At 44.8% G+C, this 25,182-nt stretch carries 25 protein-coding genes and 1 tRNA gene; 23 read left to right on the forward strand and 3 right to left on the reverse strand.

Annotation, left to right across the window (positions count from 1 at the left end):
• Positions 1-100 precede the first annotated feature (100 nt).
• Positions 101-176: transfer RNA gene (locus tag AWH66_RS10510), tRNA-Gly, on the forward strand.
• Positions 177-769: 593 nt separating this feature from the next.
• Here AWH66_RS10510 and queG read toward each other — a convergent pair.
• Positions 770-1,897, reverse strand: a complete 1,128-nt coding sequence (gene queG / locus AWH66_RS10515) for a tRNA epoxyqueuosine(34) reductase QueG (protein WP_063605307.1) — start codon at positions 1,895-1,897, stop codon at positions 770-772.
• Between the two features lie 247 nt (positions 1,898-2,144).
• Between queG and tsaE the strand changes: the two genes are divergently transcribed.
• From tsaE to rlmB, 13 genes are all read left to right on the forward strand, one after another.
• The gene (tsaE, locus tag AWH66_RS10520) at positions 2,145-2,609 is read left to right on the forward strand and encodes a tRNA (adenosine(37)-N6)-threonylcarbamoyltransferase complex ATPase subunit type 1 TsaE (RefSeq protein WP_063605293.1); all 465 of its coding nucleotides are present in this window, start codon (positions 2,145-2,147) and stop codon (positions 2,607-2,609) included.
• 20 nt (positions 2,610-2,629) lie between these two features.
• On the forward strand, positions 2,630-4,321 hold the full coding sequence (locus AWH66_RS10525) for a LysM peptidoglycan-binding domain-containing protein (RefSeq protein WP_063605308.1): 1,692 nt from the start codon (positions 2,630-2,632) through the stop codon (positions 4,319-4,321).
• 34 nt (positions 4,322-4,355) lie between these two features.
• Positions 4,356-6,356: a DNA mismatch repair endonuclease MutL gene (gene mutL / locus AWH66_RS10530; protein ID WP_063605294.1), complete on the forward strand. Its 2,001-nt coding sequence runs from the start codon at positions 4,356-4,358 to the stop codon at positions 6,354-6,356.
• Positions 6,353-7,300, forward strand: coding sequence for a tRNA (adenosine(37)-N6)-dimethylallyltransferase MiaA (miaA, locus tag AWH66_RS10535; RefSeq protein ID WP_063605295.1), 948 nt, complete (start codon positions 6,353-6,355; stop codon positions 7,298-7,300). The genes mutL and miaA overlap by 4 nt, the downstream gene beginning before the upstream one ends.
• 190 nt (positions 7,301-7,490) lie before the next feature.
• On the forward strand, positions 7,491-7,754 hold the full coding sequence (gene hfq / locus AWH66_RS10540) for an RNA chaperone Hfq (RefSeq protein WP_063605296.1): 264 nt from the start codon (positions 7,491-7,493) through the stop codon (positions 7,752-7,754).
• Positions 7,755-7,798: 44 nt separating this feature from the next.
• Positions 7,799-9,088 (forward strand): ribosome rescue GTPase HflX, encoded by a 1,290-nt coding sequence (gene hflX, locus AWH66_RS10545; RefSeq protein ID WP_063605297.1) that lies wholly within the window; start codon positions 7,799-7,801, stop codon positions 9,086-9,088.
• A gap of 45 nt (positions 9,089-9,133) precedes the next feature.
• Entirely contained in the window at positions 9,134-10,336 is a 1,203-nt protein-coding gene (gene hflK / locus AWH66_RS10550; protein ID WP_063605298.1) for an FtsH protease activity modulator HflK, read from the forward strand.
• Positions 10,337-10,338: 2 nt separating this feature from the next.
• A complete protein-coding gene (gene hflC / locus AWH66_RS10555) occupies positions 10,339-11,319 on the forward strand; it encodes a protease modulator HflC (RefSeq protein WP_006075245.1) in 981 nt (326 codons plus the stop codon).
• Between the two features lie 59 nt (positions 11,320-11,378).
• Entirely contained in the window at positions 11,379-11,567 is a 189-nt protein-coding gene (locus AWH66_RS10560) for a DUF2065 domain-containing protein (RefSeq protein WP_063605299.1), read from the forward strand.
• 133 nt (positions 11,568-11,700) lie between these two features.
• Positions 11,701-13,017: an adenylosuccinate synthase gene (locus AWH66_RS10565; RefSeq protein ID WP_006075243.1), complete on the forward strand. Its 1,317-nt coding sequence runs from the start codon at positions 11,701-11,703 to the stop codon at positions 13,015-13,017.
• Positions 13,018-13,241: 224 nt separating this feature from the next.
• Entirely contained in the window at positions 13,242-13,898 is a 657-nt protein-coding gene (motX, locus tag AWH66_RS10570; RefSeq protein WP_420882864.1) for a flagellar protein MotX, read from the forward strand.
• A gap of 94 nt (positions 13,899-13,992) precedes the next feature.
• The gene (gene rnr / locus AWH66_RS10575) at positions 13,993-16,464 is read left to right on the forward strand and encodes a ribonuclease R (protein ID WP_063605300.1); all 2,472 of its coding nucleotides are present in this window, start codon (positions 13,993-13,995) and stop codon (positions 16,462-16,464) included.
• A gap of 16 nt (positions 16,465-16,480) precedes the next feature.
• Positions 16,481-17,218, forward strand: a complete 738-nt coding sequence (gene rlmB, locus AWH66_RS10580; RefSeq protein ID WP_063605301.1) for a 23S rRNA (guanosine(2251)-2'-O)-methyltransferase RlmB — start codon at positions 16,481-16,483, stop codon at positions 17,216-17,218.
• 71 nt (positions 17,219-17,289) lie between these two features.
• Here rlmB and AWH66_RS10585 read toward each other — a convergent pair whose 3' ends face one another.
• Positions 17,290-17,517, reverse strand: coding sequence for a SlyX family protein (locus AWH66_RS10585; protein ID WP_031493411.1), 228 nt, complete (start codon positions 17,515-17,517; stop codon positions 17,290-17,292).
• 5 nt (positions 17,518-17,522) lie between these two features.
• Positions 17,523-18,503, reverse strand: coding sequence for a WD40 repeat domain-containing protein (locus AWH66_RS10590; protein WP_063605310.1), 981 nt, complete (start codon positions 18,501-18,503; stop codon positions 17,523-17,525).
• A 160-nt stretch (positions 18,504-18,663) separates the two neighbouring features.
• Here AWH66_RS10590 and fkpA point away from each other — a divergent pair, with 160 nt between their 5' ends.
• The 9 genes from fkpA to AWH66_RS10635 form a co-directional block, all read left to right on the forward strand.
• Complete coding sequence (fkpA, locus tag AWH66_RS10595) at positions 18,664-19,449, forward strand: FKBP-type peptidyl-prolyl cis-trans isomerase (protein ID WP_063605302.1); 786 nt, start codon at positions 18,664-18,666, stop codon at positions 19,447-19,449.
• 222 nt (positions 19,450-19,671) lie between these two features.
• Entirely contained in the window at positions 19,672-20,346 is a 675-nt protein-coding gene (locus AWH66_RS10600) for a helix-turn-helix transcriptional regulator (RefSeq protein WP_051647237.1), read from the forward strand.
• 1 nt (position 20,347) lies between these two features.
• Entirely contained in the window at positions 20,348-20,743 is a 396-nt protein-coding gene (tusD, locus tag AWH66_RS10605; RefSeq protein WP_063605303.1) for a sulfurtransferase complex subunit TusD, read from the forward strand.
• Entirely contained in the window at positions 20,740-21,096 is a 357-nt protein-coding gene (tusC, locus tag AWH66_RS10610) for a sulfurtransferase complex subunit TusC (RefSeq protein WP_063605304.1), read from the forward strand. The genes tusD and tusC overlap by 4 nt, the downstream gene beginning before the upstream one ends.
• A gap of 10 nt (positions 21,097-21,106) precedes the next feature.
• A complete protein-coding gene (gene tusB, locus AWH66_RS10615) occupies positions 21,107-21,370 on the forward strand; it encodes a sulfurtransferase complex subunit TusB (RefSeq protein ID WP_063605305.1) in 264 nt (87 codons plus the stop codon).
• A gap of 175 nt (positions 21,371-21,545) precedes the next feature.
• Positions 21,546-21,920 carry a 30S ribosomal protein S12 gene (gene rpsL, locus AWH66_RS10620; RefSeq protein ID WP_004399892.1) on the forward strand — a complete coding sequence of 125 codons (375 nt, stop codon included), beginning with the start codon at positions 21,546-21,548 and terminating at the stop codon, positions 21,918-21,920.
• Between the two features lie 97 nt (positions 21,921-22,017).
• A complete protein-coding gene (gene rpsG, locus AWH66_RS10625; RefSeq protein ID WP_017073678.1) occupies positions 22,018-22,488 on the forward strand; it encodes a 30S ribosomal protein S7 in 471 nt (156 codons plus the stop codon).
• A 77-nt stretch (positions 22,489-22,565) separates the two neighbouring features.
• Positions 22,566-24,662, forward strand: coding sequence for an elongation factor G (gene fusA / locus AWH66_RS10630; RefSeq protein WP_063605306.1), 2,097 nt, complete (start codon positions 22,566-22,568; stop codon positions 24,660-24,662).
• Positions 24,663-24,785: 123 nt separating this feature from the next.
• On the forward strand, positions 24,786-25,182 hold a 397-nt coding region (locus tag AWH66_RS10635), incomplete at its 3' end, for a GTP-binding protein (RefSeq protein ID WP_240495613.1).

Genomic DNA, 25,182 nt, shown 5'->3' on the forward strand with positions numbered 1-25,182 from the left:
CGCAACCTTGCCAAGGTTGAGGTCACGAGTTCGAACCTCGTGTGTCGCTCCATTTTCCTAGAGTGAAAGAAATAATCGTTATTTTATTAGCGGTAATAATGCGACACTAGCTCAGTTGGTAGAGCGCAACCTTGCCAAGGTTGAGGTCACGAGTTCGAACCTCGTGTGTCGCTCCAATTTCTTCCTCATAATGGACACCAAAAGCGGTCATCTCGATAAGAGATAGCAAAGTTGAGAAACTTCGTCCCTTCACCGCATGCTCTTTCCTAATGCTGAGAAGCATCACTCCCAAAAATTAAGTCATTCAGTTATTGCATTAATCATAAGTAACGCAATGCACTGAACGGTGTATCTAATTTCTACACACCTGAACAGCACTAGGCATCTGCCTTTGTTGCGATTCTGTCATAGTTAAATTAACAGACTTATCCACATTTTTATTTTGTGGATAACTTAGTTGATAAATTGTATTTGAAGGCTCTTAAGATGTGAGGCTTGAAAGATCTTTACACCGACATTGGCAAGGTTGAAGATTAAAATTTATTATTAAACTGTTGAAATTTAAGGATATAAGTGTTTTTTTTGCATTTGTTTCTTGACAGTAAAATGATCAGCAAGTGACGTTTTTTTGATCCTAGTCATATATTGAAACTGTGTTTAACCTGATTTCTCAACGACTAACCGCTAATGAAAATGTAGTTTTTCCACAAATGTAGATTTGAGATATTAGTCAAGAAAATTAATTTGATTTTTCTACAACCATTGATGGCTATGCGTCTCGGGGTAATCCTTTTTTTACGATACGGATGAGACGTTGGTTTTTAGTATGAAGGCTGGTATCTAGATTCACAGGTAGTTGCCCGAGCTGTTTCTGCAACGCCCATTTGATGTGTGGATCTAGAAGGTCGGATTGTCCTTCAATCTGTTCTAGCCGCTCTACATAAGTTTGAGAGAAAGGCGCATTCCCCATCGCTATGATGATATTCCGTTGCCATTGCTCGTGACCGATTCTTCGAATGGCTGAGCCTTCCATATTTTTAAGGAAAGTGGCTTCATCCCAGGAAAGCAAAATGTCGAGATTGGTATCGGCAAAACTATTGCGTCGTTGAAAGTCTTGTCGTTGGCTGAGCTCCGCATGACGATTCCAAGGACAAACCAGTTGGCAGTCATCGCATCCATAGATTCGGTTTCCCATCGCTTCGCGAAATTCTAGCGGAATGACCCCTTTGTATTCGATGGTGAGGTAGGAAATACAGCGGCGAGCATCAATAACGCCGTTTTCCAAAATCGCACCTGTAGGGCAGGATGTTACGCATGCTCGACACTTTCCACATTCGTTATTTACCGGGTTATCCGTAGGAAGAGGTAAGTCGATAAATAGTTCACCTAAAAAAAACCAAGAGCCAGCTTCTTTATCCAGTAATAATGAGTGTTTGCCTATCCAGCCTAATCCGGCTTTTTCTGCTAGAGGGCGCTCTAAAACGGGGGCTGAATCGACAAATGGTCGATAGCCAAGCTCTGAGACTTCTTGCTCTATTTTTTGACCTAGCTTTTTGAGTAGATTACGAATCAGTTTGTGGTAATCGCGTCCAAGAGCATACCGACTGATATAACCAGAGTGCTTATCTTCTAAATTGGATGCAAAATTCGCGTCTTCTGGAAGGTAATCCATTCTGACACTGATAATTCGACAGGTATTGGGATGCAGCTTATCTGGGTGAATTCTTAAGTCTTGGTGAGTTTCCATCCAAGCCATATCACCATGATATCCAGCGGCCAACCAGTTTTTGAGAACCGTCTCTTGGTCTTGCAAATCGATATCACTAATACCGACCTTTTGAAAACCGAGCTCTTGTCCCCATTGTTTGATGTCACTGGCAAGCTTGTTTAAGTCCATCATGATTACTCAAATAGAAAAGGACGCGTATTCTATACTCAAAATCAATACTAACCCAAGTATGAGCGCCAAAAAGTCCTTAATCTACTTTAGAACAAACTTTCATCGACTATTTTGTGTATGCACAGTAGGGATAACGATAAAATAATGGTAAATTTTCTGATTACTTACATAAGATCACTTGTCTACGAAAAGCGACACAGTTTACTATTTCGACTCTCAAAGGCACCACTCAGAGAAAAATGTGATGAGCACTAAAAAATTTACCTTAGCAGATGAATCCGCAACGATTTTAATTGGAACTAAATTGGCCAATCTCTGTTCAAAACAGACAACGATTTATTTGCACGGTGATCTTGGCGCTGGAAAGACCACATTCAGTCGTGGCTTTATTCAGAGTCTCGGACATAAGGGTAATGTAAAAAGCCCGACTTATACCTTGGTAGAACCCTATCAGCTAGATGGTTGGAACGTGTATCACTTCGACCTATATCGCTTAGCGGATCCAGAAGAACTTGAGTTCATGGGCATTCGTGATTACTTCTCTAATGATGCCATTTGTTTAGTGGAGTGGCCTGAAAAAGGCGTTGGTGTTTTACCAGATGCCGATATTGATATCGACATTAAGTATGTGGGCGAGGCAAGAGAGATTGCCTTCACCGCAAATAGCGATTATGGAAGAGAGTTAATAAGTCAGTTGGAGTTAAATTGATCAGTCGTTTTCTTAGCAGCATGGCTAGAGTCATGCTGCCAATCTTGTTGATGTTTCCTACCGTCACTTTAGCCAATGCGTTAGAGGGCCTACGCGTTTGGCCGTCACCAGACGAAACACGTGTTGTTATCGACCTTAAATCTGAGGCGGACTACAGTTATTTCTCACTATCGGGCCCAAGCCGAATTGTAGTGGACCTTAAAAACACCACCCTGAACACCAAGTTACCAATGAACGTAACTGATAGTCCGGTGCTGAGCAAAATTCGTAAAAGTTCACCACCTAGTAAAGGGACTTATCGCCTAGTGTTCGAGTTAAAGAAGTCTTCAACGCCGCAAATATTCAAACTGAATCCGACACCGGGTGGGCAGTATGGGCATCGCTTGGTTATCGACTTGCCTCACGGTAAAGCGAGCAGCCAACCTAAAGCAACGGCACCAAGCAGTAAAACAGCAGTCAGTCGTGATGCTTCTCAGCTAAGAGGCACCGCAGATATTATTGTTGCAATTGATGCTGGCCATGGTGGTGAAGATCCAGGTTCGATTGGACCAACTAAGAAATACGAAAAACACGTGACTTTGAGCGTGTCGAAAAAACTGGCTGCACAGATCGATGCTATACCGGGTATGAAGGCAGTATTGACTCGCCGTGGCGACTATTTTGTCAACCTTAATAAACGTTCTGAGATTGCACGTAAAAATAAAGCACATCTATTGGTTTCAATTCACGCCGATGCGTTTAGAACGCCACAACCCCGCGGAGCGTCAGTGTTTGTCCTGAATACAAGACGAGCGAACACCGAGATTGCGCGTTGGGTAGAGAATCACGAGCAGCAATCTGAATTATTGGGTGGTGCTGGTGAGGTGTTATCGAAGAACACCAACGATCGAAATGTCAGTCAAACACTATTAGATTTGCAATTTAGCCACTCTCAAAAAGAAGGCTACAAAGTCGCGACTAAGATTCTAAAAGAGATGGGTAAAGTTGCGCATCTTCATAAGAAAGAGCCAGTTAACGCAAGCCTAGCGGTGCTGAAGTCACCGGATATTCCTTCTGTTCTGGTTGAAACTGGCTTTATCTCTAATCCAGCAGAAGAGCGCTTACTGACGACTCGTAGTCACCAAGATAAACTGGCTCGTGCCTTAGCTAAAGCGATCGTCCAGTATTTTGAAGCTAATCCGCCTGAAGGGACTTTGTTTGCTAATCGCGGACAACAGAAAAAGCATACCGTGAAGCGCGGTGAATCCTTATCTGTGATTGCTCAAAATTACGGGACATCGGTTTCTGCCATTAAGAGTGCCAATAACCTGAAGAGTACTTCGCTGGCAGTAGGACAAACTCTGGTGATTCCGGGGAGCAGCGCACCAGTTAAGGTCAGCAGTAAGGTAAATACGGTTGAAACCAAAACCGTTACTCATATTGTGGCTAAAGGTGACTACTTGGGTAAGGTTGCCAACAAATACAAAGTCTCTGTCGCGGATATTAAGCGTGAGAACAACCTCAAATCTGATGTTTTGAAGCTAGGGCAGAAACTCAAAATCACAGTCAGTTTAAAAGACCTGCCTCTTCGTAAGCATAAAGTGCAGCGAGGGGAGTTCTTAGGCAAGATTGCATCTAAGTATGGTGTGACCGTTCAAAGTATACGAGAGGCGAACAAGCTGCGTTCAGACTCACTGGCAGTAGGCCAAGTCTTGTTGATCCCTAATAAGTAAACAAGAATGATGTAGCTAATTTTGGAGAAGATAAGTGACGATTAAGATACTCCCCGCTCGACTGGCTAACCAAATTGCAGCGGGTGAAGTGGTGGAACGACCAGCTTCGGTAGTAAAGGAGTTGGTTGAAAATAGTCTTGATTCTGGTGCAACCCGTATTGATATTGATATTGAGAAAGGTGGCGCCAAACTTATCCGCGTGCGTGATAACGGCAAAGGGATTGCTAAAGATGAGCTGCAACTGGCGCTCAGCCGTCATGCGACGTCGAAGATTCATACCTTGGATGATCTTGAAGCCATTATGAGCTTAGGTTTTCGTGGTGAAGCGTTAGCAAGTATAAGCTCAGTGGCTCGACTGACACTGACTTCTCGTCCTGCCACGCAAGAACAAGCTTGGAGTGCGTATGCCGAAGGGCGTGACATGGCGGTGAAGCTTAAACCTGCTGCACACCCTATTGGTACTACACTTGAAGTCCTTGATCTGTTTTTCAATACACCAGCAAGACGCAAGTTTTTGCGTACTGAGAAAACGGAATTCACTCATATTGATGAGCTGCTAAAACGTATCGCCTTGAGCCGTTTTGACGTATCGATCAACCTGAAGCATAACGGTAAGTTGGTAAGGCAGTACCGTGCTGCAAAGACCGACGCTCAAACAGAGAAGCGAATAGCAGCCGTGTGTGGGGCGCCATTTGTGCGTACTATGCTGAAGATTGAGTTGCAGCATAACGATTTGAAATTACATGGCTGGATTACCACTCCGGAAGGCGCTAGAGCTCAAAGTGATCTGCAATATTGCTATGTGAATGGTCGTATGATGAAAGACAAACTCATCAATCATGCGATTCGTCAAAGCTACGAAAACAGTCTAGCCCCAGAGCAGTTTGCTGCTTATATCTTGTTTATTGATATCGATCCTCATCAAGTGGATGTGAATGTGCATCCTGCAAAACATGAAGTTCGCTTCCATCAAGCTCGTCTGGTTCACGACTTTATCTACCAAGCTCTCAGTGATGCACTGATTCAGGCTAAGTCTATTGATGCTCAGCCTGCTTCTCCAGCTGCTTTTAGCTCATCAGCTAACAGTCAAAGTGAAGTGAAAGTCATCGAAAACAGAGAGCCGGAGCAAACGTCGAGAATTGATGTCGACGATACCACACTCAGTGCTGTGGAAAGCATTCCTGCTTATCCCGGAAGAGCGGATTATCAAAGACGCGATAGTCAATCAGAGTATGCTGTGCAAAGTGCTTCGGTAGGCCATGAAATTGCAGAACATTCTCCTCGCAGCGACTGGGTATCTGAGCGTGGTGCGAAAACCTCTAGCAATAAGAATTCGGCTTGTGTCATAGAAAAAGCGCCAACGGCCGACGAAGTTCGAGTCTATCAGGAGTTGATGCAAACGCCCGATGTTGAAACTGACGTCCATCAGCTGGCTGAACCTGAAATGCAAAAGCCAAACCAGATGGACGTGAATATTGAGCGAATCGGTAAGGCCATTACCATTGTCGATCAATGTTATGTGTTGGTGAAGGCGGAGCCCATTTGCGCGGTGGTGTCTTTGCGCCGGGCGGAGTTTTACAAATTGTTTGCTCAATTGAGCCCAAAATCAAGTGCGCTGACCATGCAGCCACTGTTGGTGCCACTCTCATTGAAAGTCAATGAAGAGCAATTAAAGGCGGTTGAGACTCATGAACAGCTTATGTTGAACTTTGGTATCGACATTAAGGTGCGCAATAAACAAACCGCAATGGTGATGGGGGTACCTTCACCATTAAGGCAGCAAAATTTGCAATTGTTAATTGATGAAATGCTGTCATACTTGGCAACCCTTGAGCAGCATGAGCAAACCACCAGTCAGTTAAGCCTTTGGTTAGCGAAAAAAGTGCTGCAAGTGAAAAGTAGCTACACTTTATCTGAGTCCGTTCAGTTGCTTGGCAACCTTGAACAGCTCTACGAAGGTCAGCTACCGTTAAGCGATCCTAAATTTGTTCGACCTGTCGATTTTACGGCCACAATTGCAGCATTTTCATTATGAATCAAAAATTACCACTCGTTTTGTTTTTAATGGGTCCAACCGCGTCCGGTAAGACCGACTTAGCCATTCGTCTTCGTCAGCAATACCCTGTGGAGATCATCAGTGTTGATTCAGCCTTAATATACAAAGGCATGGATATTGGTACCGCAAAGCCAGATGCTGATGAGCTTGCACTAGCGCCACATCGCTTAATCGATATTTTGGATCCAGCAGAGGCGTATTCTGCGGCGGATTTCAGACGCGATGCTTTGAACGAAATTGCCAAAATTCATGCTGAAGGTAAGATCCCGCTGCTGGTTGGCGGCACAATGCTGTACTTTAAAGCGCTATTACAAGGCCTATCGCCGTTACCTGCAGCGAACCCTGAAATCCGTAAACAGATAGAGCAAGAAGCTACGGAAAAAGGGTGGCAAGCACTTCATAATGAACTTCGAGCGATAGATCCTGTCTCAGCAGAGAGGATACATCCAAATGATCCTCAGCGACTATCACGTGCGCTTGAAGTGTATCGTATCTCTGGTAAGTCATTGACAGAATTGACTGAAACCAAAGGCGAGCCTTTACCATTTCGTGTTAAACAATTTGCGGTAGCGCCCAAAGATCGTGCTTTGTTACACAAACGAATTGAATTTCGCTTCGAGAAAATGATACAAGCAGGCTTTGAAGATGAAGTCAAAGCGTTATATGCTCGTGAAGATCTTCACTCGGATCTGCCGTCTATTCGTTGTGTCGGATATCGTCAGATGTGGGAATATTTGGAAGGAGAGAGCACTTTAGATGACGCGATCTTTCGCGGGATCTGTGCGACTCGCCAATTGGCCAAGCGTCAAATCACCTGGTTAAGGAGTTGGGATGATTTGGTTTGGTTAGACAGCGAACATGTTGAGGATTCAATGAAAACTCTCACAGATGCCATAGCATCTGATGGCATTAACTGTGTATAATGTGGTCGCTTTTGCGTATTTGTACCCAAAAAGGAACTGAGTTTTGTTTTCAAAGGCAATAGTTGTTCTATGATTATAAAACTAAGGGGTATTTCATTGGTTTAGCTCAGATGCAAAGGCAGCACCTAACATTGCAGTGCACCAATAGCTAAATAATTAAAACTACAATATTAATATAAGGAAAATAAAAATGGCTAAGGGGCAATCTCTTCAAGACCCATTCCTAAATGCACTACGTCGCGAGCGTATTCCAGTATCAATCTACCTTGTAAACGGGATCAAGCTACAAGGTCAAATTGAGTCTTTCGATCAGTTTGTGATCCTTTTGAAAAACACCGTAAATCAAATGGTTTATAAGCACGCGATTTCTACGGTTGTTCCAGCTCGTGCGGTTAGTCATCACAGTGGTGAGCGTCCAGTTGGTGATCGTCAACAAGAGAAATCTGACGATTAATACCGAATTTAATAAAACAAGACAATTAAATAGGAGTTGGTAGCTTGTTTGACCGTTATGAATCGGGGGAGCAAGCTGTACTTGTTCATATCAACTTCACGCAAGAAGGTGAGTGGGAAGATCTTAGCGAATTTGAGATGCTCGTATCTTCTGCAGGCGTTAATGCGTTACAGGTAGTAACCGGAAGCCGGCAGTCCCCTCACCCGAAATACTATGTTGGAGAAGGTAAAGCTCAGGAGATTGCGCAAACTGTGCAGATAACTGGTGCTGACATTGTGATTTTTAATCACGCCCTTTCTCCTGCCCAAGAGCGTAATTTAGAAAGTCTGTGTAAATGTCGAGTCTTGGATCGCACTGGTCTGATCCTCGACATTTTTGCTCAGCGAGCACGTACCCACGAAGGTAAGTTGCAAGTTGAGCTAGCACAGTTGCGTCATATATCGACTCGATTGATTCGAGGTTGGACGCACCTTGAAAGGCAAAAAGGTGGTATTGGTTTACGTGGTCCCGGCGAAACTCAGTTAGAGACCGACCGTCGACTTCTGCGTGATCGAATTAAAGCGATTTTGCGTCGTCTAGAAAAAGTCGCAAAACAGCGTGAACAAGGCAGACGAGCCCGAAACAGAGCTGAAATCCCAACGATTTCCCTAGTAGGTTATACCAACGCGGGCAAATCAACACTGTTTAACCGTATTACTGAAGCAGGGGTGTATGCTGCTGACCAGTTATTCGCAACACTCGACCCCACTTTAAGAAAAATACAACTAGCGGACGTCGGTCCGGCTATCCTTGCGGATACGGTAGGATTTATCCGTCATCTACCGCATGATTTAGTCGCGGCATTTAAAGCAACACTGCAAGAAACGCAGGAAGCTGACATTTTGTTACATGTTGTCGATGCCAGTGATGACCGATTTCGTGAGAATATTCAAGCTGTTCATGACGTGCTAGAAGAGATAGATGCACATGAAGTGCCTTCTCTCGTTGTGATGAATAAAATAGATAATCTAGATGGCCAACGTCCACGTATAGAACGTAATGACGAGGGAATTCCGAGAGCCGTTTGGGTTTCTGCCATGGAAGGGCAAGGAATCGAACTGTTGTTCGAAGCGCTAACAGAGCGCTTAGCGAGCCAAATGGTTCAATATCAATTGCGAATTCCGCCGCAGTTTCAAGGGCGTTTTCGTAGTACATTTTTCCAGATGAATTGTATTCAACGTGAAGAATACGACGAAGAAGGTAACTTGTTGATTGATATTCGGATGCAACAAGTAGATTGGTCTAGACTTGAAAAAAGAGAAGGGGCAGTTTTGAGTGACTTTATAGTTACTTAAAGGACTGCTACAGTATAACGTCATACTAAATGATGGAGCTTCCTAATGGCGTGGAATGAGCCTGGTAATAACAATGGAAACAACGGCCGCGATAAAGACCCATGGGGTAATAACAATCGTGGTGACCGGAACTCCGGTGGTCGTGATCAAGGACCGCCTGATTTAGATGAAGTCTTTAATAAGCTGAGTCAGAAAATCGGTGGTAAGTTTGGTAAACGTGGTGGTAATGGTGGCCCATCAATTGGCGGTGGTGGTAGTGCAATAGGCTTTGGTGTCATTGCATTGATCGCAGTCGCTATTTGGTTCTTTTCTGGCTTCTATACCATTAGCGAAGGTGAGCGTGGTGTCGTTCTCCGTCTCGGTAAATTCGATCGAATCGTCGACCCAGGTCTGAACTGGCGTCCTCGCTTTATCGACGAATATCAGCCTGTTAACGTACAAGCAATTCGCTCGCTTCGTGCATCAGGTACCATGCTGACAAAAGACGAAAACGTAGTTTCAGTTTCAATGGACGTACAGTATCGCGTCTCTGACCCATACAAGTATCTGTTTGTTGTCACTAACGCTGATGACAGCTTAAGCCAAGCAACTGACTCGGCACTACGTGCAGTAATCGGTGACTCACTGATGGATAGTATCCTGACCAGTGGTCGTCAACAGATTCGTCAAAGCACTCAAGAAACGCTGAATGAGATCATTGATAACTACGATATGGGTCTGTCCATCGTTGACGTCAACTTCCAGTCAGCTCGTCCACCAGAGCAAGTTAAAGATGCATTTGATGATGCTATCGCTGCTCGAGAGGATGAAGAGCGTTTCATTCGCGAAGCTGAAGCGTATAAAAACGAGATCATTCCGAAAGCGACAGGTCGCTCTGAGCGTTTGAAGAAAGAAGCTCAAGGTTACTCCGAGAGAATAACCAACGAAGCGCTAGGTCAAGTTGCTCAGTTTGAGAAACTGCTCCCAGAGTATCAAGCGGCACCAGAGGTTACTCGTAACCGTCTGTACCTAGATACGATGGAAGAAGTGTACTCAAATACATCTAAGGTTCTTATTGACTCGGAATCAAGTGGTAATCTGTTGTACTTGCCTATCGATAAGCTAGCAGGTCAAGAAGGTACATCTCAGTCTCGTAAGCCAAAGGAAACATCGGCTTATGAACAGATTCAATTGGATCCGTCGACCAGCGATACTTCTTCAAGCAACAATACGTCTCGCAATAACTCGACGCGTCAAGGGAGATACTAATAATGCGTAAATTGATGATACCAGTATTAGTCGTTGCCTTAGCATTGATGCTGATGTCTTTGTTCGTCATCCCAGAAGGTGAGCGTGGCATCGTGATTCGATTTGGTCGTGTTCTTACCGATGATAACCAAGTATCTCGTATCTACGAACCTGGTTTGCATTTCAAGATGCCACTGTTCGATCGAGTGAAAACATTGGACGCACGTATCCAGACAATGGATGGCCGCGGTGACCGTTTCGTAACGTCAGAGAAAAAAGACGTCATCATCAACACTTATGTTAAGTGGAAGATTGAAGATTTCCGTCAATACTATCTGGCAACGGGTGGCGGTAATGCTCTTACTGCGCAAGCGCTTTTAGAACGTAAAGTTACTGATGTGCTACGTTCTGAAATCGGTGCTCGTGAGATCAAGCAGATCGTTTCTGGTCCTCGTAACAACGATGTACTTCCTGAAAGTGCAGACAGTGAAGAAGTGACCACTGAAGCGGCTAAGCAAGCTCTAGAGATTGATGGCGAACGCGATAAGATCATGAGCAACGTGCTTCGCGATACCCGTGAAAGCGCGATGAAAGATTTAGGTGTTCGTGTTGTTGACTTCCGTATGAAGAAAATCAACCTTCCTGATGAAATCAGTGAATCGATTTATCGTCGTATGCGTGCTGAGCGTGAGTCAGTAGCTCGTAAGCACCGTTCTCAAGGTCGTGAGAAAGCAGAAGTTATTCGTGCTCAAGCTGAGCTAGAAGTGGCAACACTATTGGCTGAAGCAGACAAAACTGCTCGTGTAACACGAGGTGGTGCAGACGCAAAAGCAGCAGCTATCTACTCTTCGGCATATAACAAAGACCCAGAGTTCTTTAGCTTCCTACGTTCACTATCGGCGTATAAGACGTCATTCTCGGACAAGAGCGATATCTTAGTTCTTGACCCTAAGAGTGAGTTCTTCCGTTACATGAACGATATGAACGGCGCTCCAGTTAAATAATCTTAAGCTATACCGTAATAGGGCTCCTCAAGGGAGCCTTATTTTTTGGGAGAAAAACAATGTCACAGTCGTTATGGATTGCCTTGGGTTTAGTGTTAGTTGTCGAAGGGTTAGGGCCCTTACTTGCCCCGCGAGGTTGGCGAAACATGGTTTCTCAATTAGCTCAACAGCCTGATGAGTATTTAAGAAGAATCGGCGGCTGCCTTGTTGTGGCAGGTGCTGTAATTGTCTTTATGCTGCTAAACTAGCCACGATATCGTTTTTTTATTAGTCAGCATCAGTCACTTACCACAAAGCGGGATTCTAATGCTTAAAAAATGACTGCAAATTTGTGATTTCGATGCTAGAATCCTTTTTTAACTAGCAATCAGATTTGGAAAGATGGGTAATAACGTAGTCGTTCTGGGCACCCAATGGGGTGACGAAGGTAAAGGTAAAATCGTAGACCTTTTAACTGAAGATGCAAAGTACGTGGTTCGCTACCAAGGCGGTCACAATGCAGGTCACACTCTAGTCATTAACGGTGAAAAAACCGTTCTTCATTTGATTCCATCAGGCATTCTTCGCGATAACATTAAGTGTGTTATTGGTAATGGTGTTGTTCTTTCACCAGAAGCACTTCTTAAAGAAATGAAGCCTCTAGAAGAGCGTGGTATTCCAGTTCGCGAGCGTCTTTTCGTTTCTGAAGCTTGTCCTCTAATTCTTCCTTACCACATTGCTATTGACCAAGCGCGTGAAATCGCTCGTGGTAATAAAGCAATTGGTACAACTGGTCGCGGTATCGGTCCAGCATACGAAGACAAAGTTGCACGTCGCGGTCTACGCGTTGGTGATCTTTTCGATAAAGAAGTCTTCGCTGAGAAGCTAAAAGAAGTCATGGAATTCCATAACTTCCAACTAGAGCATTTCTACAAAGCTGACACTGTAAGCTATGACGAAGTTCTAGAACAATGCATGGGTTATGCAGACCTTCTAACATCAATGGTTATCGATGTAACTGATGAACTTGATGCAGCGCGTAAGCGTGGTGACAAGATCATGTTCGAAGGTGCTCAAGGTACGCTTCTAGATATCGACCACGGTACATACCCTTATGTAACGTCTTCAAACACTACCGCTGGCGGTGTTGCGGCAGGTTCAGGTTTTGGTCCTCGTCATATCGGTTACATTCTAGGTATTACTAAAGCTTATTGTACTCGTGTTGGTTCAGGTCCATTCCCGACAGAACTTTACGATGGCCTAGACAAGCAAGATCCAGTAGGTAAGCACCTTGGTGATGTTGGTCACGAGTTCGGTGCTACAACAGGTCGTCTACGTCGTACTGGTTGGTTTGATGCCGTAGCAATGCGTCGTGCAGTACAAATCAACTCTATCTCAGGTTTCTGTCTAACTAAACTAGACGTACTTGACGGTCTAGAAGAGCTGAAAATCTGTACTGGTTACAAGATGAAAGATGGCTCTATCTTGGAAGTTTCTCCAATGGCTGCTGAAGCTTTTGAAGAAGCAACGCCAATTTACGAAACTATGCCTGGTTGGTCTGAAACAACATTTGGTGCAACGTCTATTGAGCAACTTCCTCAAGCCGCTCTAGACTACATCAAGCGTATTGAAGAACTGACAGGCGTACCAGTAGACATTATCTCTACAGGTCCAGATCGTAACGAAACGATCATTAAGGTTCAGCCATTCGAGGCTTAATCGATTGAAAGTTCTAAAAAGCCAGCGTTTACGCTGGCTTTTTTATTGGTGATGAATATGGAGTAAATGTGATCTTGTGCCAAGGTTTTGACGCCTTTGAGTTTTGGTTAGCTAAAAGTGGCAATATATTGCCACTTTTCCCATTTTTTCTCTAAAGCGAGGCGAGTAACTGCCGATAAAAGTTAAACCATCCATAAAGCTTTGGTTGGCTTTGGTACTTGCGTATGAGGAGTAGTTACACAGTGATTAAGCGACACAAACTAGCAGCACTTGTTTGCATGGCGCTACTTGGCTCTGTAAAAACACTTCACGCCAAAGAGGTGGGGGCTCCGATCCCTATCTATTCTGAAGATGAACTGATTGGTTTAATTGAAGAAAATCGACATCTAGCTCGAGTCAAAGCAGATAACTGTCAGCTGGTTGAAGATATTATGGCGCGCGCGACACGCATCAACTTACCTTCCTATGAATTTCTTTATGGCGATATGCTTGCTTGGGGTGTTTGTGTGCCTCAAGATGTTGAGTTGGGTCTGTACTACATGGAAAATGCAGCCCATCAAGGATTACCGGTAGCGCTTGAACAGCTAGGCCGCTATTACTCTCGTGGCACTTTTGTGCAGCAGGATAAAGAGCGAGCCATTCCCTACTTTAGAGAAGCGGCGTCAATGGGCAATATTGATGCGAGGATTCAACTCGCAGAATTGTTGCTTCGAGACTATGGTAGCCCTCTGGATTACGAAGATGCATATCGTTGGCTCTACAACTCGGTGACTCCCGATGGTCGTAAACACAAACGTATTTCTATGTTAAGACGTGGCTTAGAGCAACGTATGCCTGAAAACATTATTGCGCGGGCAAAGCGTCGAATGACGTTCTGGTAATCTTTCAGCAATACGAGAAATTCAAAGCATTTCTGTAGCTTATCTGCTCTGTCAGTTATAATCGACGTATCCCTCCTAAAATATAGGTCAGACTATGTCGAACAAGCCTAGCGATATCAAAGTAGACGACCCTTTTGCAGAAAGAGAGTCCCAAAACTACGACAACCCAATCCCAAGCCGAGAATTCATCACCGATTTCTTAGAAAGCGTTAATGTACCAATGAACAGAAATGATCTGTTTGAAGCATTAGGACTTGAAGGCGAAGAGCATTATGAAGGGCTGCGTCGTCGTTTACGAGCTATGGAGCGTGATGGCCAGTTGGTCTTCACTCGACGCCAGTGTTATGCCTTACCAGATAAATTGGAAATGATTAAAGGTTATGTCATAGGTCATAAAGACGGACATGGCTGGGTGAGACCCGAAGGAAGCATGAATAAGGACAATGATGTTCTGCTTCCTCATCACCAAATGCGTACACTACTACATGGCGATTTTGTATTAGTACAGCCATCTGGCACCGATAAACGTGGTCGAAAGGAAGGGCGACTCGTACGTGTGTTGGAAGAGCGCAAGACGCAAGTTGTAGGCCGATTTTTCTTAGAATACGGTTACGCCTATGTCGTGGCTGATGATTCTCGTATTAGCCAAGATATCCTAATCCCGAATGAACACCGAGGTGGCGCCCGAATGGGCAATGTCGTTGTGGTTGAAGTGACTGACCGTGGCAGCCGATCTCGTGGAATGATGGGACAAGTAGTTGAAGTACTTGGCGAGAATATGGCGCCTGGCATGGAAACCCAAATCGCAATTCGCACTCATCAAATTCCTCATGAGTGGCCAGCTGAGGTTGAAAAGCAAGTTCAGCAATTTGGTGAATTTGTTCCTGAAGAGGCTAAAAAGGGCCGTGTCGATCTACGCGAGTTGCCTCTTGTCACGATTGATGGTGAAGATGCTCGTGACTTTGATGATGCCGTCTACTGTGAACGTAAAAAAAGTGGTGGTTGGCGCTTATGGGTTGCGATCGCCGATGTCAGCTATTATGTTCGTCCAGATTCCCCTCTGGATAAAGAAGCCATAGTACGTGGTAACTCTGTCTATTTCCCATCTCAGGTGGTTCCTATGTTACCTGAGGTGTTGTCGAACGGATTGTGTTCACTTAACCCTCAAGTAGACCGTTTATGTATGGTGTGTGAAATGACCATTTCGGAAACGGGTAAGCTTTCAGGTTACAAGCATTACGAAGCTGTGATGAACTCTCATGCTCGCCTGACCTATAACAAAGTGAATGATATTTTAGAGGGTAACGAAGAGTTACGTGAACGCTATAGTGCGTTAGTGCCACACTTGCATGAGCTACACAATATGTATCAGGTGCTGAAAGAGGCACGTGACTATCGTGGTGCGATTGAGTTCGAAACAGTAGAAACCAAATTTATCTTCAATGCAGAGCGTAAAATTGACCGCATCGAACCTGTGATTCGCAATGATGCTCATAAAATCATCGAAGAATGTATGATATTGGCGAACATTGCTTCCGCTTCTCTGGTTGAAAAAGCCAAAGAGCCGGCCCTGTATCGTATTCACGAAACACCGGGAGAGGAAAGGCTGCAAGGTTTTAGAGATTTCTTAGGAGAGCTTGGCTTAGATTTATCCGGTGGTTTAGACCCGTCACCAACGGATTACGCTGAACTGATTCGAAAAATCCAGCAGCGCCAAGACAAAGAGTTGATTCAGACCATGCTATTACGCTCAATGAAGCAAGCTGTGTATAACGCAGATAATGCAGGTCACTTTGGCTTAGCACTCAAACGCTATGCGCACTTTACTTCTCCAATTCGTCGTTATCCTGATTTGTTGCTGCATCGAGCGATTAAGTACTTAATTGCTAAGCAAGAAGGTCGCAACACCGATCGATGGACACCAACAGGTGGCTACCATTACTCCTTCGATGATATGGACTTTTATGGTGAGCAGTGTTCGATGACAGAGCGCCGAGCGGATGATGCGACACGTGATGTAGCAGATTGGCTCAAGTGTGAGTACATGCAAGACCATGTTGGTGAAGTGCTTGATGGGGTAATTGCGAATGTCACCGGTTTTGGGTTCTTTGTACGTTTAACGGAATTACACATTGATGGTTTGGTGCATATTTCCTCACTCGCGAATGACTACTATCAGTTTGACCCAATAGGTCAAAGACTTATCGGTGAGAGTTTTGGTGCAATTTATCGATTAGGCGATGCGGTAAAAGTAAAAGTGCTGGCGGTTAACCTCGATGAGAAGAAAATAGACTTTGAATTAGAGGAAACAAGTCGTAAGCTACGCGGCAAAGGGAAAACGGCTAAAAAGCGTGTTGCTGAAGCTGAGAAGAAAAAAGCGAAGGCAAAACAACGTGTCGCAGAAGTAAGAGGCAAGCGAGGTACGAAAGCTAAGCCTCTTGTCGAAGCAACGAAAAGGCCAGACGGACAAGAAGACGTATTACCGCATAAGCGCAAAAAGTCCAAAGCCGAAAAAGCTCGCAAGAATAAAGCGCGTAGTAAAGCGGGTCGAGCGAAGAAAAAATAGAATTCAAGGTTAAACCATGAGTAACGAATTTATCTACGGCATTCACGCTGTGAAAGCTGTATTGGAAAGAGACCCTGTACGTTTTATAGAAGCGTACGTATTAAAAGGCCGTCAAGATGAACGCTTGATGCCAGTGCTGAATGAGTTGACCCAGATTGGTGTGTCGATTCAACAAATGAACCGTAAGACGCTTGATGACAAAGCACATGGTGCCAATCATCAGGGAATCATTGCGAAAGTAAAACCAGCTAAGCAGCTCAATGAGAATGATCTAGATAGTATTCTGAGCCTGCATGCTCAGCCACTATTGCTAATTCTTGATGGTGTGACTGATCCTCATAATCTGGGTGCCTGTTTACGTAATGCCGATGCGGCCGGTGTTGCTGCTGTTATTGTGCCGAAGGATCGCTCTGCGCCATTGACTGCTACTGTTAGTAAAGTTGCTTGTGGTGCCGCTGAGACTGTTCCTTTGGTTCGCGTAACTAACCTCGCTCGTACGATGCGAGCATTGCAAGAGCAGGGAATCTGGATTGCCGGTACTGCTGGGGAAGCTACTCACGATATCTACCAAGCGAAACTTGATGGACCTTTAGCGATCGTAATGGGAGCGGAAGGTGACGGTATGCGCCGTTTAACTCGTGAAACGTGTGACGATCTGATTAAAATTCCAATGGCGGGCTCGGTATCAAGTTTGAACGTTTCGGTAGCATCGGGGATTTGTTTATTTGAAGCGGTACGCCAACGCGCGCTTTAGTGATTGAGCAGGACTTATAGATAATTCAAAAGCCCCAGCATTAAGCAGGGGCTTTCTTATATCTGGGGCAATCAGTAATGAGGAGGGGGCGTTTCTTCTGAAGGATCGGCAAGGTTGGACGTATCCATATTTTTCACTTTACCAACAACATACTTCATTTGATCTTGCATTTTACTGATCAGTAATTGCTGTTGAGTTAAGGCGTCATTGAGCTCTTCGATGGTCTGCTCTTGGAATGCTATTTTGCATTCCATATCGTTAATTCTCTCTTCGAGAGCCTGAACTTCTTTATTACTCATAATCTCTACTCACTCAAATTCCAAGCCTGCACAACACCGGCAGAAGAGGCTGAGAGGACGCGTTGGTTGCTCTCAAAAGCGGCATCATACACTACTCCTCGAGGCGGACGAACATCTTTTAGCATCTCAACTTCGAAGCCTTCTATCCGTTTACCAGATTGGGTGTCCCAAATGACCATTCTAGAAGAGGGGGAGCCGGTGACTAAACGGGTGCCGTCATCGGAAAAGCGCGCAGAAGAGAAGATAAGCTGTCGAGTCCAGCTGCTCAACTGACTGACCTCATTGCCGGTTTTTAGATCCCAGATAATGGCATTATTTCCACTATCTGAAGTAAGTGCGTATAAACCATCCCGTTGCAGTTCCACTGTGCCGACGCGTTGCTCATGTTCAAATTGCTGCAATATTTGGCCAGATTCGGTGCTCCAAAAGTAAGCGTTATGGTCGTTGCCTCCTGATAGTGCATATTTTCCATTAGGAGACAGTGAAACAGAATTCACTTTTTCTACGTGAGCGAGGAACTCTAGGCGTCTTCCAGTGACTAAATCGATGAATATGGCTTTGCCATTACTAAGACCAATAAGCACTTCATCGCCATTATTGCCCAAAGCGATGTCTTGTATGAGTCCGTCAGAGATAGACCAAAGTCCGGTAGATTGAGACCAGGCTAAATCCCAGACGGCAAAGTTGGTTTGTGTAGCGGTGACAGCAAAGCGGCCATTATCGCTAAAACGGATGAGGGAAATAATATTCTGTTCAGGATCTTGAATGCCCAAGCGAGCTAACAGTTTGTTTTGGTTGAGGTCCCAAAGTTGAAGGTGCTGCTGTTTGGAGTAAAGTAAGGCGAATCTGGCATCGCGGCTTAACGCTATGGCACTGGTTCCCTCCAGCGCTAGGTCCCATTGTCTCTCTGAATCACTGGAGAAAAAGCAGCCATTTAACAGGCTGATGACAATTAACCACAGCACAGAATGAGATATTATTCGCATCATTAGCGTTATTCCACGTTGAGTCTTGAGTTTAAGCTAGTATATTTAAAGCTTGAGCTATGTAGAAATAGTTACTAGATTGAGATAGTTACGCATGCTGCGCTGAAAGACAAGTTTAATAAGTATGAGTAGGCGTTGAATTCCATAATCGGAGAATTAAATGAAATCACTATTTAAAGTGTCGCTACTTGCTGCGACAGTAATGTTGGCAGTCGGTTGTCAAAAAGAAGAACCAAAAGCAGAGCCAGCGGCGCAAGAGCAAGTTCAAGCGGAGACAGGCAAAGCGGTTCACTTTAAGACAGAAGATGATAAAGCAGCTTACGCAATCGGCGTTTCTTTCGCTAACTACCTAAGCACGAGCATTGAAAAACCGGCTGAGTTTGGCATCGAGCTGAAAAAAGAACTGGTTCTTAAAGGTATTGAACAAGCGTTTGCGGGTAAAGCTGAGCTAACAGAAGATGAAATTCGCGCTGCACTAGAAGGTTTAGACAAACGTGTTGCTGAAACTATGCAGAAGCAATCAGAAGAAAAAGCTGCAGCTGCTAAGAAAGCTGGTGACGATTTCCGTGCTGAATTCGAGAAACAAGATGGCGTGACCAAAACCGATTCTGGCTTACTGTACCAAGTAGAAACAGAAGGTACTGGTACGCAGCCAAAAGAGACTGACACAGTAGAAGTACACTACAAAGGTACTTTGATTGACGGCACTCAATTTGATAGCTCATACGATCGTGGTCAACCAGCGACGTTCCCACTTAACCGTGTTATTCCAGGTTGGACTGAAGGTGTTCAGCTAATGAAAGTGGGTTCTAAGTACAAGTTCGTTATCCCGCCAGAGCTTGCTTACGGTGAACAAGACACACCAACGATTCCAGCAAACTCTACATTGGTATTTGAAGTAGAGCTGCTAAAAATCGATGGCGATGATGCACAAGCAACTCAGTAATTAGTACATTGAACGATAAAGACTCACTACGGTGGGTCTTTTTTTGTTTGATGAAAGTGACAGTAGATAAAAAACTGCACTTTTTTTGCCCTAAATCACTTGTTAGAGACATACTTAGAGGTCAGCTTCAAATTTTCTGATAAACTTACGGTAATTTTTTTAAGTTATCTCTAGGGTCAAAGTACAGTGACTGAAATTACCAATCCCGATGAGCTGCTTGAAATGGAGTCAGTCGATGTGGCGCCATTTAGCGAGCATGACAAAATCATCCTTAAGTCTTATGAGGCCGTTGTTGATGGACTAGCGAGTTTAATTGGTCCATTTTGTGAAATCGTTTTGCACTCACTGGAGTCGTTAAATACTTCCGCTGTGAAAATTGCCAATGGTGAAAACACAGGACGTCAAGTGGGCTCGCCAATAACCGACCTCGCTCTTAAGATGCTCAAAGATATCGAAGGCTCTGAGCGTAACTTCTCTCGCTCATACTTCACTCGCGCTAAAGGCGGCGTGCTTATGAAGTCGATTACCATCGCGATTCGTAATGGTGATAATCGTGTCATTGGTCTGCTGTGTATTAACGTGAACTTGGATGCGCCATTCTCGCAAATTCTTCAATCTTTTATGCCTACACAAGATGCAAAAGATGCCGCATCTTCAGTGAATTTTGCCAGTGATGTAGAAGAGCTGGTAGACCAAACCGTAGAGCGCACTATCGAAGACATTAATGCGGATAAATCGGTATCGAACAATACTAAGAACCGCCAGATTGTTATGGAGCTCTACGACAAAGGTATTTTTGATATTAAAGATGCGATAAATCGTGTCGCAGATCGTCTCAATATCTCTAAACATACCGTTTACCTCTACATCCGTCAGCGTAAGACGGAGGACGAATAACGTGTCTGCGTTAACCTATACATTAGTCATCAATGGATCGGTTTATGGGACTCAGTCGGCGCGTAACGCGTTGCTTTTTGCTAAGGCTCTCATTGCTAGAGGACATAAGCTAGTGAGTGTGTTCTTTTATCAGGATGGGATCCACAATGCATCGCGTCTTGTGGTACCGGCGAATGATGAGCTGGATTTGACGGCTGAGTGGCAGAGTTTGGCACAAGATTATGGAGTACGCTTAGAAACGTGCGTTGCCGCGTCTTTGCGACGTGGTGTCTTGGGTGCTGAAGAAGCCTCACAACATACGCGCGATGTCGATAACTTAGCTCAAGGTTTTGAACTCGCTGGGTTAGGGAGTCTAGCCAGCGCTATGTTAACGCAAGATAGGGTGGTGCAGTTTTGACAACACTAGCGTTTGTATTTAACTCATTACCACATTCAACTGCAAAAGGGCGTGAAGGATTAGACGCATTGTTAGCGACATCGGCGTTTACTGAAGACATCAAAGTATTCTTTGTTGGCGCAGGTGTTAATCAACTAAGACAAAACCAGCACAGTGCCGACGTGTTGTCACGCGATTACATCAGCGCATTTAAGTTGATGGAGTTGTATGATATTGAAGAAGTGTTTATTTGCGAGCAGAGTATGCAGCAATATCAGCTAGACTTCGAGCAACTGATTATTGGTGCACAAGTGGTTGACGCGGGTGACATTGCTAAACAGTTGAATCTTTGCCATAAGGTATTAACGTTTTAGGCCTCCTTCTATGCTGCATATCATCAAAACAGAAACTAGCTACCAACAAGCACTTAGCTATTTATCGCAGGATGACCAAATGATTTTGGTCGAAAGAGCATGTTATTTAGTCACTGACAAAAACTTAACATTGCCTTCTTCATGTTTCGTGTTGCAACCGGATCTTACCGCCAGAGGATTGATGCCTCTAGTGTCGGATTTGACTCAAGTTGTGGATTTTAATGGGTTTGTTGAGCTCACCGAACAACATGTTAGCAGTACTACTTGGGAGTAGTCGTTTCATATCGCTTGTTGTAAACATGAAAACCCGGCAGTTAATCTAAAAAAGATCTGTATATTTCTTGACACACCTCCCACTGCTGCATAGAATTTTGCGTCCCTAATTGCCATTGGCGGTTAGGGCTAGATTTTTCACAAAGCTTACTTTCAAGTAAATCAGGAGCTAGTTAATGGCAACTATTAACCAGTTGGTACGTAAGCCTCGTGCAAAGCAAGTTGTTAAAAGCAACGTGCCTGCACTAGAAGCGTGCCCACAAAAACGTGGTGTATGTACTCGTGTTTACACTACTACACCAAAAAAACCAAACTCAGCACTTCGTAAAGTATGCCGTGTTCGTCTAACGAACGGCTTCGAAGTAACTTCGTACATCGGCGGTGAAGGTCACAACCTTCAAGAGCACAGTGTTGTTCTAATCCGTGGCGGTCGTGTTAAAGACCTTCCGGGTGTACGTTACCACACTGTTCGCGGCGCATTAGACTGTGCTGGCGTAAATGACCGTAAACAAGGTCGTTCTAAGTACGGTGTGAAGCGTCCTAAGTCTTAATGGATTCCGTTAAGTAAGGCCAAACACTAAATTATTTTTAATTTTTGAAGAAACTGTAAAGTTTTGGATAACCTGAAGAAGACAACGGAGAATATCCATGCCACGTCGTCGCGTAATTGGTCAGCGTAAGATCCTTCCAGATCCTAAGTTCAAATCTGAATTGCTGGCAAAGTTCGTTAACATCCTTATGGTTGACGGAAAGAAATCTACTGCAGAGAAAATTGTTTACACTGCACTAGAAACTATGGCTGAGAAATCTGGTAAAGATCACTTAGCTGTATTTGAAGAAGCTCTTGAAAATGTTCGCCCAGCGGTAGAAGTTAAATCTCGCCGTGTAGGTGGTTCAACTTACCAAGTACCTGTAGAAGTACGTCCGGTTCGCCGTAACGCACTTGCTATGCGTTGGGTAGTTGAAGCTGCGCGTAAGCGTGGTGAAAAATCTATGGCTCAACGCCTAGCTGCTGAAATGCTAGACGCGTCTGAGAACAAAGGTACTGCGGTTAAGAAACGTGAAGACGTTCACCGTATGGCTGATGCAAACAAAGCATTCGCTCATTACCGTTGGTAATACCTTTTCAGTGCTGCGAGGTTCTCTCGCGGCACTTTTCTATACTCTAAGGTGAACCTTAGTAAGAGGATACAATCGTGGCTCGTAAAACTCCTATTGAGCGCTATCGTAATATCGGTATCGTTGCTCACGTAGATGCAGGTAAAACAACCACAAGTGAGCGTATTCTGTTCTACACTGGCCTTTCTCACAAAATCGGCGAAGTTCACGATGGTGCTGCAACCATGGACTGGATGGAGCAGGAGCAAGAGCGTGGTATCACTATCACATCTGCTGCTACTACTACCTTCTGGCGTGGTATGGAAGCACAATTCCAAGATCATCGCGTAAACATCATTGATACCCCTGGACACGTTGACTTTACTATCGAAGTAGAGCGTTCTTTGCGTGTGCTTGATGGTGCAGTGGTTGTATTCTGTGGCTCATCAGGTGTTGAACCTCAGTCTGAAACTGTATGGCGTCAAGCTGACAAGTACCACGTTCCACGTATGGTATTTGTGAATAAGATGGACCGTGCAGGCGCAGACTTCCTACGCGTTGTGGACCAAATTAAAGTTCGTCTTGGTGCGAACCCAGTTCCAATCCAACTAAACATTGGTGCGGAAGATGAGTTCAAAGGTGTCATCGACCTTATCAAGATGAAAGCAATCAACTGGAACGATGCCGATCAAGGCATGACCTTCACTTACGAAGACATTCCAGCAGAACTGCAAGATGAAGCTGAAGAGTGGCGCAACAACATGGTTGAAGCCGCTGCGGAAGCAAGCGAAGAGTTGATGGATAAATACCTTGAAGAAGGCGAACTAACGGAAGCTGAAATCAAGGCGGGTCTGCGTACTCGTACACTAAATAACGAAATTGTACTCGCAACATGTGGTAGTGCATTTAAGAACAAAGGTGTGCAAGCAGTACTAGACGCGGTTATCGAATATCTACCGTCTCCAGTAGACGTACCTGCGATTAAAGGTATCGACGAAGATGAGAACGAAGTAGAGCGTCACGCTGACGACAACGAACCATTCGCTGCACTTGCATTTAAGATTGCAACCGACCCGTTTGTAGGCACCCTCGCGTTTATGCGCGTTTACTCAGGTGTCGTAAACTCGGGTGATGCCGTTTATAACTCAGTGAAGCAAAAGCGTGAACGCTTTGGCCGTATCGTTCAAATGCACTCAAATAAGCGCGAAGAAGTAAAAGAAGTTCGTGCGGGTGACATTGCAGCAGCGATTGGTCTGAAGGACGTAACAACAGGTGATACCCTGTGTGACCAGAGCCACAAAGTGATTCTTGAGCGCATGGAGTTCCCTGAGCCAGTTATTCAGATCGCGGTAGAGCCTCGCTCTCAAGCTGACCAAGAGAAAATGGGTATTGCGCTAGGTAAACTGGCTGCAGAAGACCCGTCGTTCCGTGTGGAAACCGATGACGAAACTGGCCAAACGCTAATTTCAGGTATGGGTGAGCTTCACCTAGACATCATCGTTGACCGTATGAAGCGTGAATTCAGTGTTGATTGCAACGTGGGTAAACCTCAGGTTGCTTACCGTGAAACGATTCGCGGCAGCACAGAAGTTGAAGGCAAATTTGTTCGCCAATCAGGTGGTCGTGGTCAATATGGCCACGTATGGCTTAAGCTTGAGCCATCTGAAGCGGGTGAAGGGTTTGTGTTCGTTGACGAGATCGTGGGTGGTGTGGTTCCTAAGGAATACATCAGCTCGGTATCGAAAGGTATCGAAGAGCAGATGAACAACGGTGTTCTTGCTGGCTATCCTGTGCTGGATGTCAAAGCAACACTGTATGACGGCTCTTACCATGATGTCGACTCTAGCGAGATGGCGTTTAAGATCGCCGGCTCGATGGCCTTCAGAAAAGGTGCGCTCGAAGCACAACCTGTTCTGCTTGAGCCAATGATGAAGGTTGAAGTAACTACTCCAGAAGATTGGATGGGTGATGTTGTTGGTGACCTTAACCGTCGCCGCGGCATGATCGAAGGTATGGATGATGGCCACGCTGGCCTTAAGATCATCCGTGCACAAGTACCGCTCTCTGAGATGTTTGGTTACGCAACTGACTTGCGTAGTGCTACCCAAGGTCGTGCGTCATATTCGATGGAATTTAGCGAATACGCTGAGACTCCGAAGAATGTGGCTGATGCGATTATTGCACAGCGCAGCTAATCAGCTATTGTTTAGTAATGAATCTGTTGCGTTGAGTAAAATTGACGCATAAAATAGCAAATTCTGGCGCGCCCCGACAAAATTCGTTCTCGGGGCGAATCATAACTAGGAAGGAACACGATCGTGTCTAAAGAAAAATTTGAACGTACTAAACCGCACGTTAACGTTGGTACTATCGGCCACGTTGACCACGGTAAAACAACTCTAACTGCTGCAATCTGTACTACTCTAGCTAAAGTGTACGGCGGTGAAGCGAAAGACTTCGCATCTATCGATAACGCTCCAGAAGAGCGTGAGCGCGGTATCACAATCGCAACTTCTCACGTTGAGTACGACACTCCAACTCGTCACTACGCACACGTAGACTGTCCAGGACACGCGGATTATGTTAAAAACATGATCACTGGTGCTGCACAGATGGACGGTGGTATCCTAGTTGTTGCTGCAACTGACGGCCCAATGCCTCAGACTCGTGAGCACATCCTACTAGGCCGTCAGGTTGGTATCCCTTACATCATCG

Source organism: Vibrio barjaei (genome assembly GCF_001639065.2).
Lineage (GTDB): Bacteria > Pseudomonadota > Gammaproteobacteria > Enterobacterales > Vibrionaceae > Vibrio > Vibrio barjaei.

Bases quoted from the DNA above. Each gene is read 5' to 3' on its own strand.
- motX (WP_420882864.1), top strand. From the start codon at position 13,242: ATGAGGAGTAGTTACACAGTGATTAAGCGACACAAACTAGCAGCACTT.
- AWH66_RS10525 (WP_063605308.1), top strand. From the start codon at position 2,630: ATGGCTAGAGTCATGCTGCCAATCTTGTTGATGTTTCCTACCGTCACT.
- hfq (WP_063605296.1), top strand. From the start codon at position 7,491: ATGGCTAAGGGGCAATCTCTTCAAGACCCATTCCTAAATGCACTACGT.
- miaA (WP_063605295.1), top strand. From the start codon at position 6,353: ATGAATCAAAAATTACCACTCGTTTTGTTTTTAATGGGTCCAACCGCG.
- tusB (WP_063605305.1), top strand. From the start codon at position 21,107: ATGCTGCATATCATCAAAACAGAAACTAGCTACCAACAAGCACTTAGC.
- hflK (WP_063605298.1), top strand. From the start codon at position 9,134: ATGGCGTGGAATGAGCCTGGTAATAACAATGGAAACAACGGCCGCGAT.
- rpsL (WP_004399892.1), top strand. From the start codon at position 21,546: ATGGCAACTATTAACCAGTTGGTACGTAAGCCTCGTGCAAAGCAAGTT.
- rpsG (WP_017073678.1), top strand. From the start codon at position 22,018: ATGCCACGTCGTCGCGTAATTGGTCAGCGTAAGATCCTTCCAGATCCT.
- tsaE (WP_063605293.1), top strand. From the start codon at position 2,145: ATGAGCACTAAAAAATTTACCTTAGCAGATGAATCCGCAACGATTTTA.
- AWH66_RS10590 (WP_063605310.1), bottom strand. From the start codon at position 18,503: ATGCGAATAATATCTCATTCTGTGCTGTGGTTAATTGTCATCAGCCTG.
- rnr (WP_063605300.1), top strand. From the start codon at position 13,993: ATGTCGAACAAGCCTAGCGATATCAAAGTAGACGACCCTTTTGCAGAA.
- hflC (WP_006075245.1), top strand. From the start codon at position 10,339: ATGCGTAAATTGATGATACCAGTATTAGTCGTTGCCTTAGCATTGATG.
- fkpA (WP_063605302.1), top strand. From the start codon at position 18,664: ATGAAATCACTATTTAAAGTGTCGCTACTTGCTGCGACAGTAATGTTG.
- rlmB (WP_063605301.1), top strand. From the start codon at position 16,481: ATGAGTAACGAATTTATCTACGGCATTCACGCTGTGAAAGCTGTATTG.
- AWH66_RS10600 (WP_051647237.1), top strand. From the start codon at position 19,672: ATGGAGTCAGTCGATGTGGCGCCATTTAGCGAGCATGACAAAATCATC.
- AWH66_RS10585 (WP_031493411.1), bottom strand. From the start codon at position 17,517: ATGAGTAATAAAGAAGTTCAGGCTCTCGAAGAGAGAATTAACGATATG.
- queG (WP_063605307.1), bottom strand. From the start codon at position 1,897: ATGGACTTAAACAAGCTTGCCAGTGACATCAAACAATGGGGACAAGAG.
- AWH66_RS10565 (WP_006075243.1), top strand. From the start codon at position 11,701: ATGGGTAATAACGTAGTCGTTCTGGGCACCCAATGGGGTGACGAAGGT.
- AWH66_RS10560 (WP_063605299.1), top strand. From the start codon at position 11,379: ATGTCACAGTCGTTATGGATTGCCTTGGGTTTAGTGTTAGTTGTCGAA.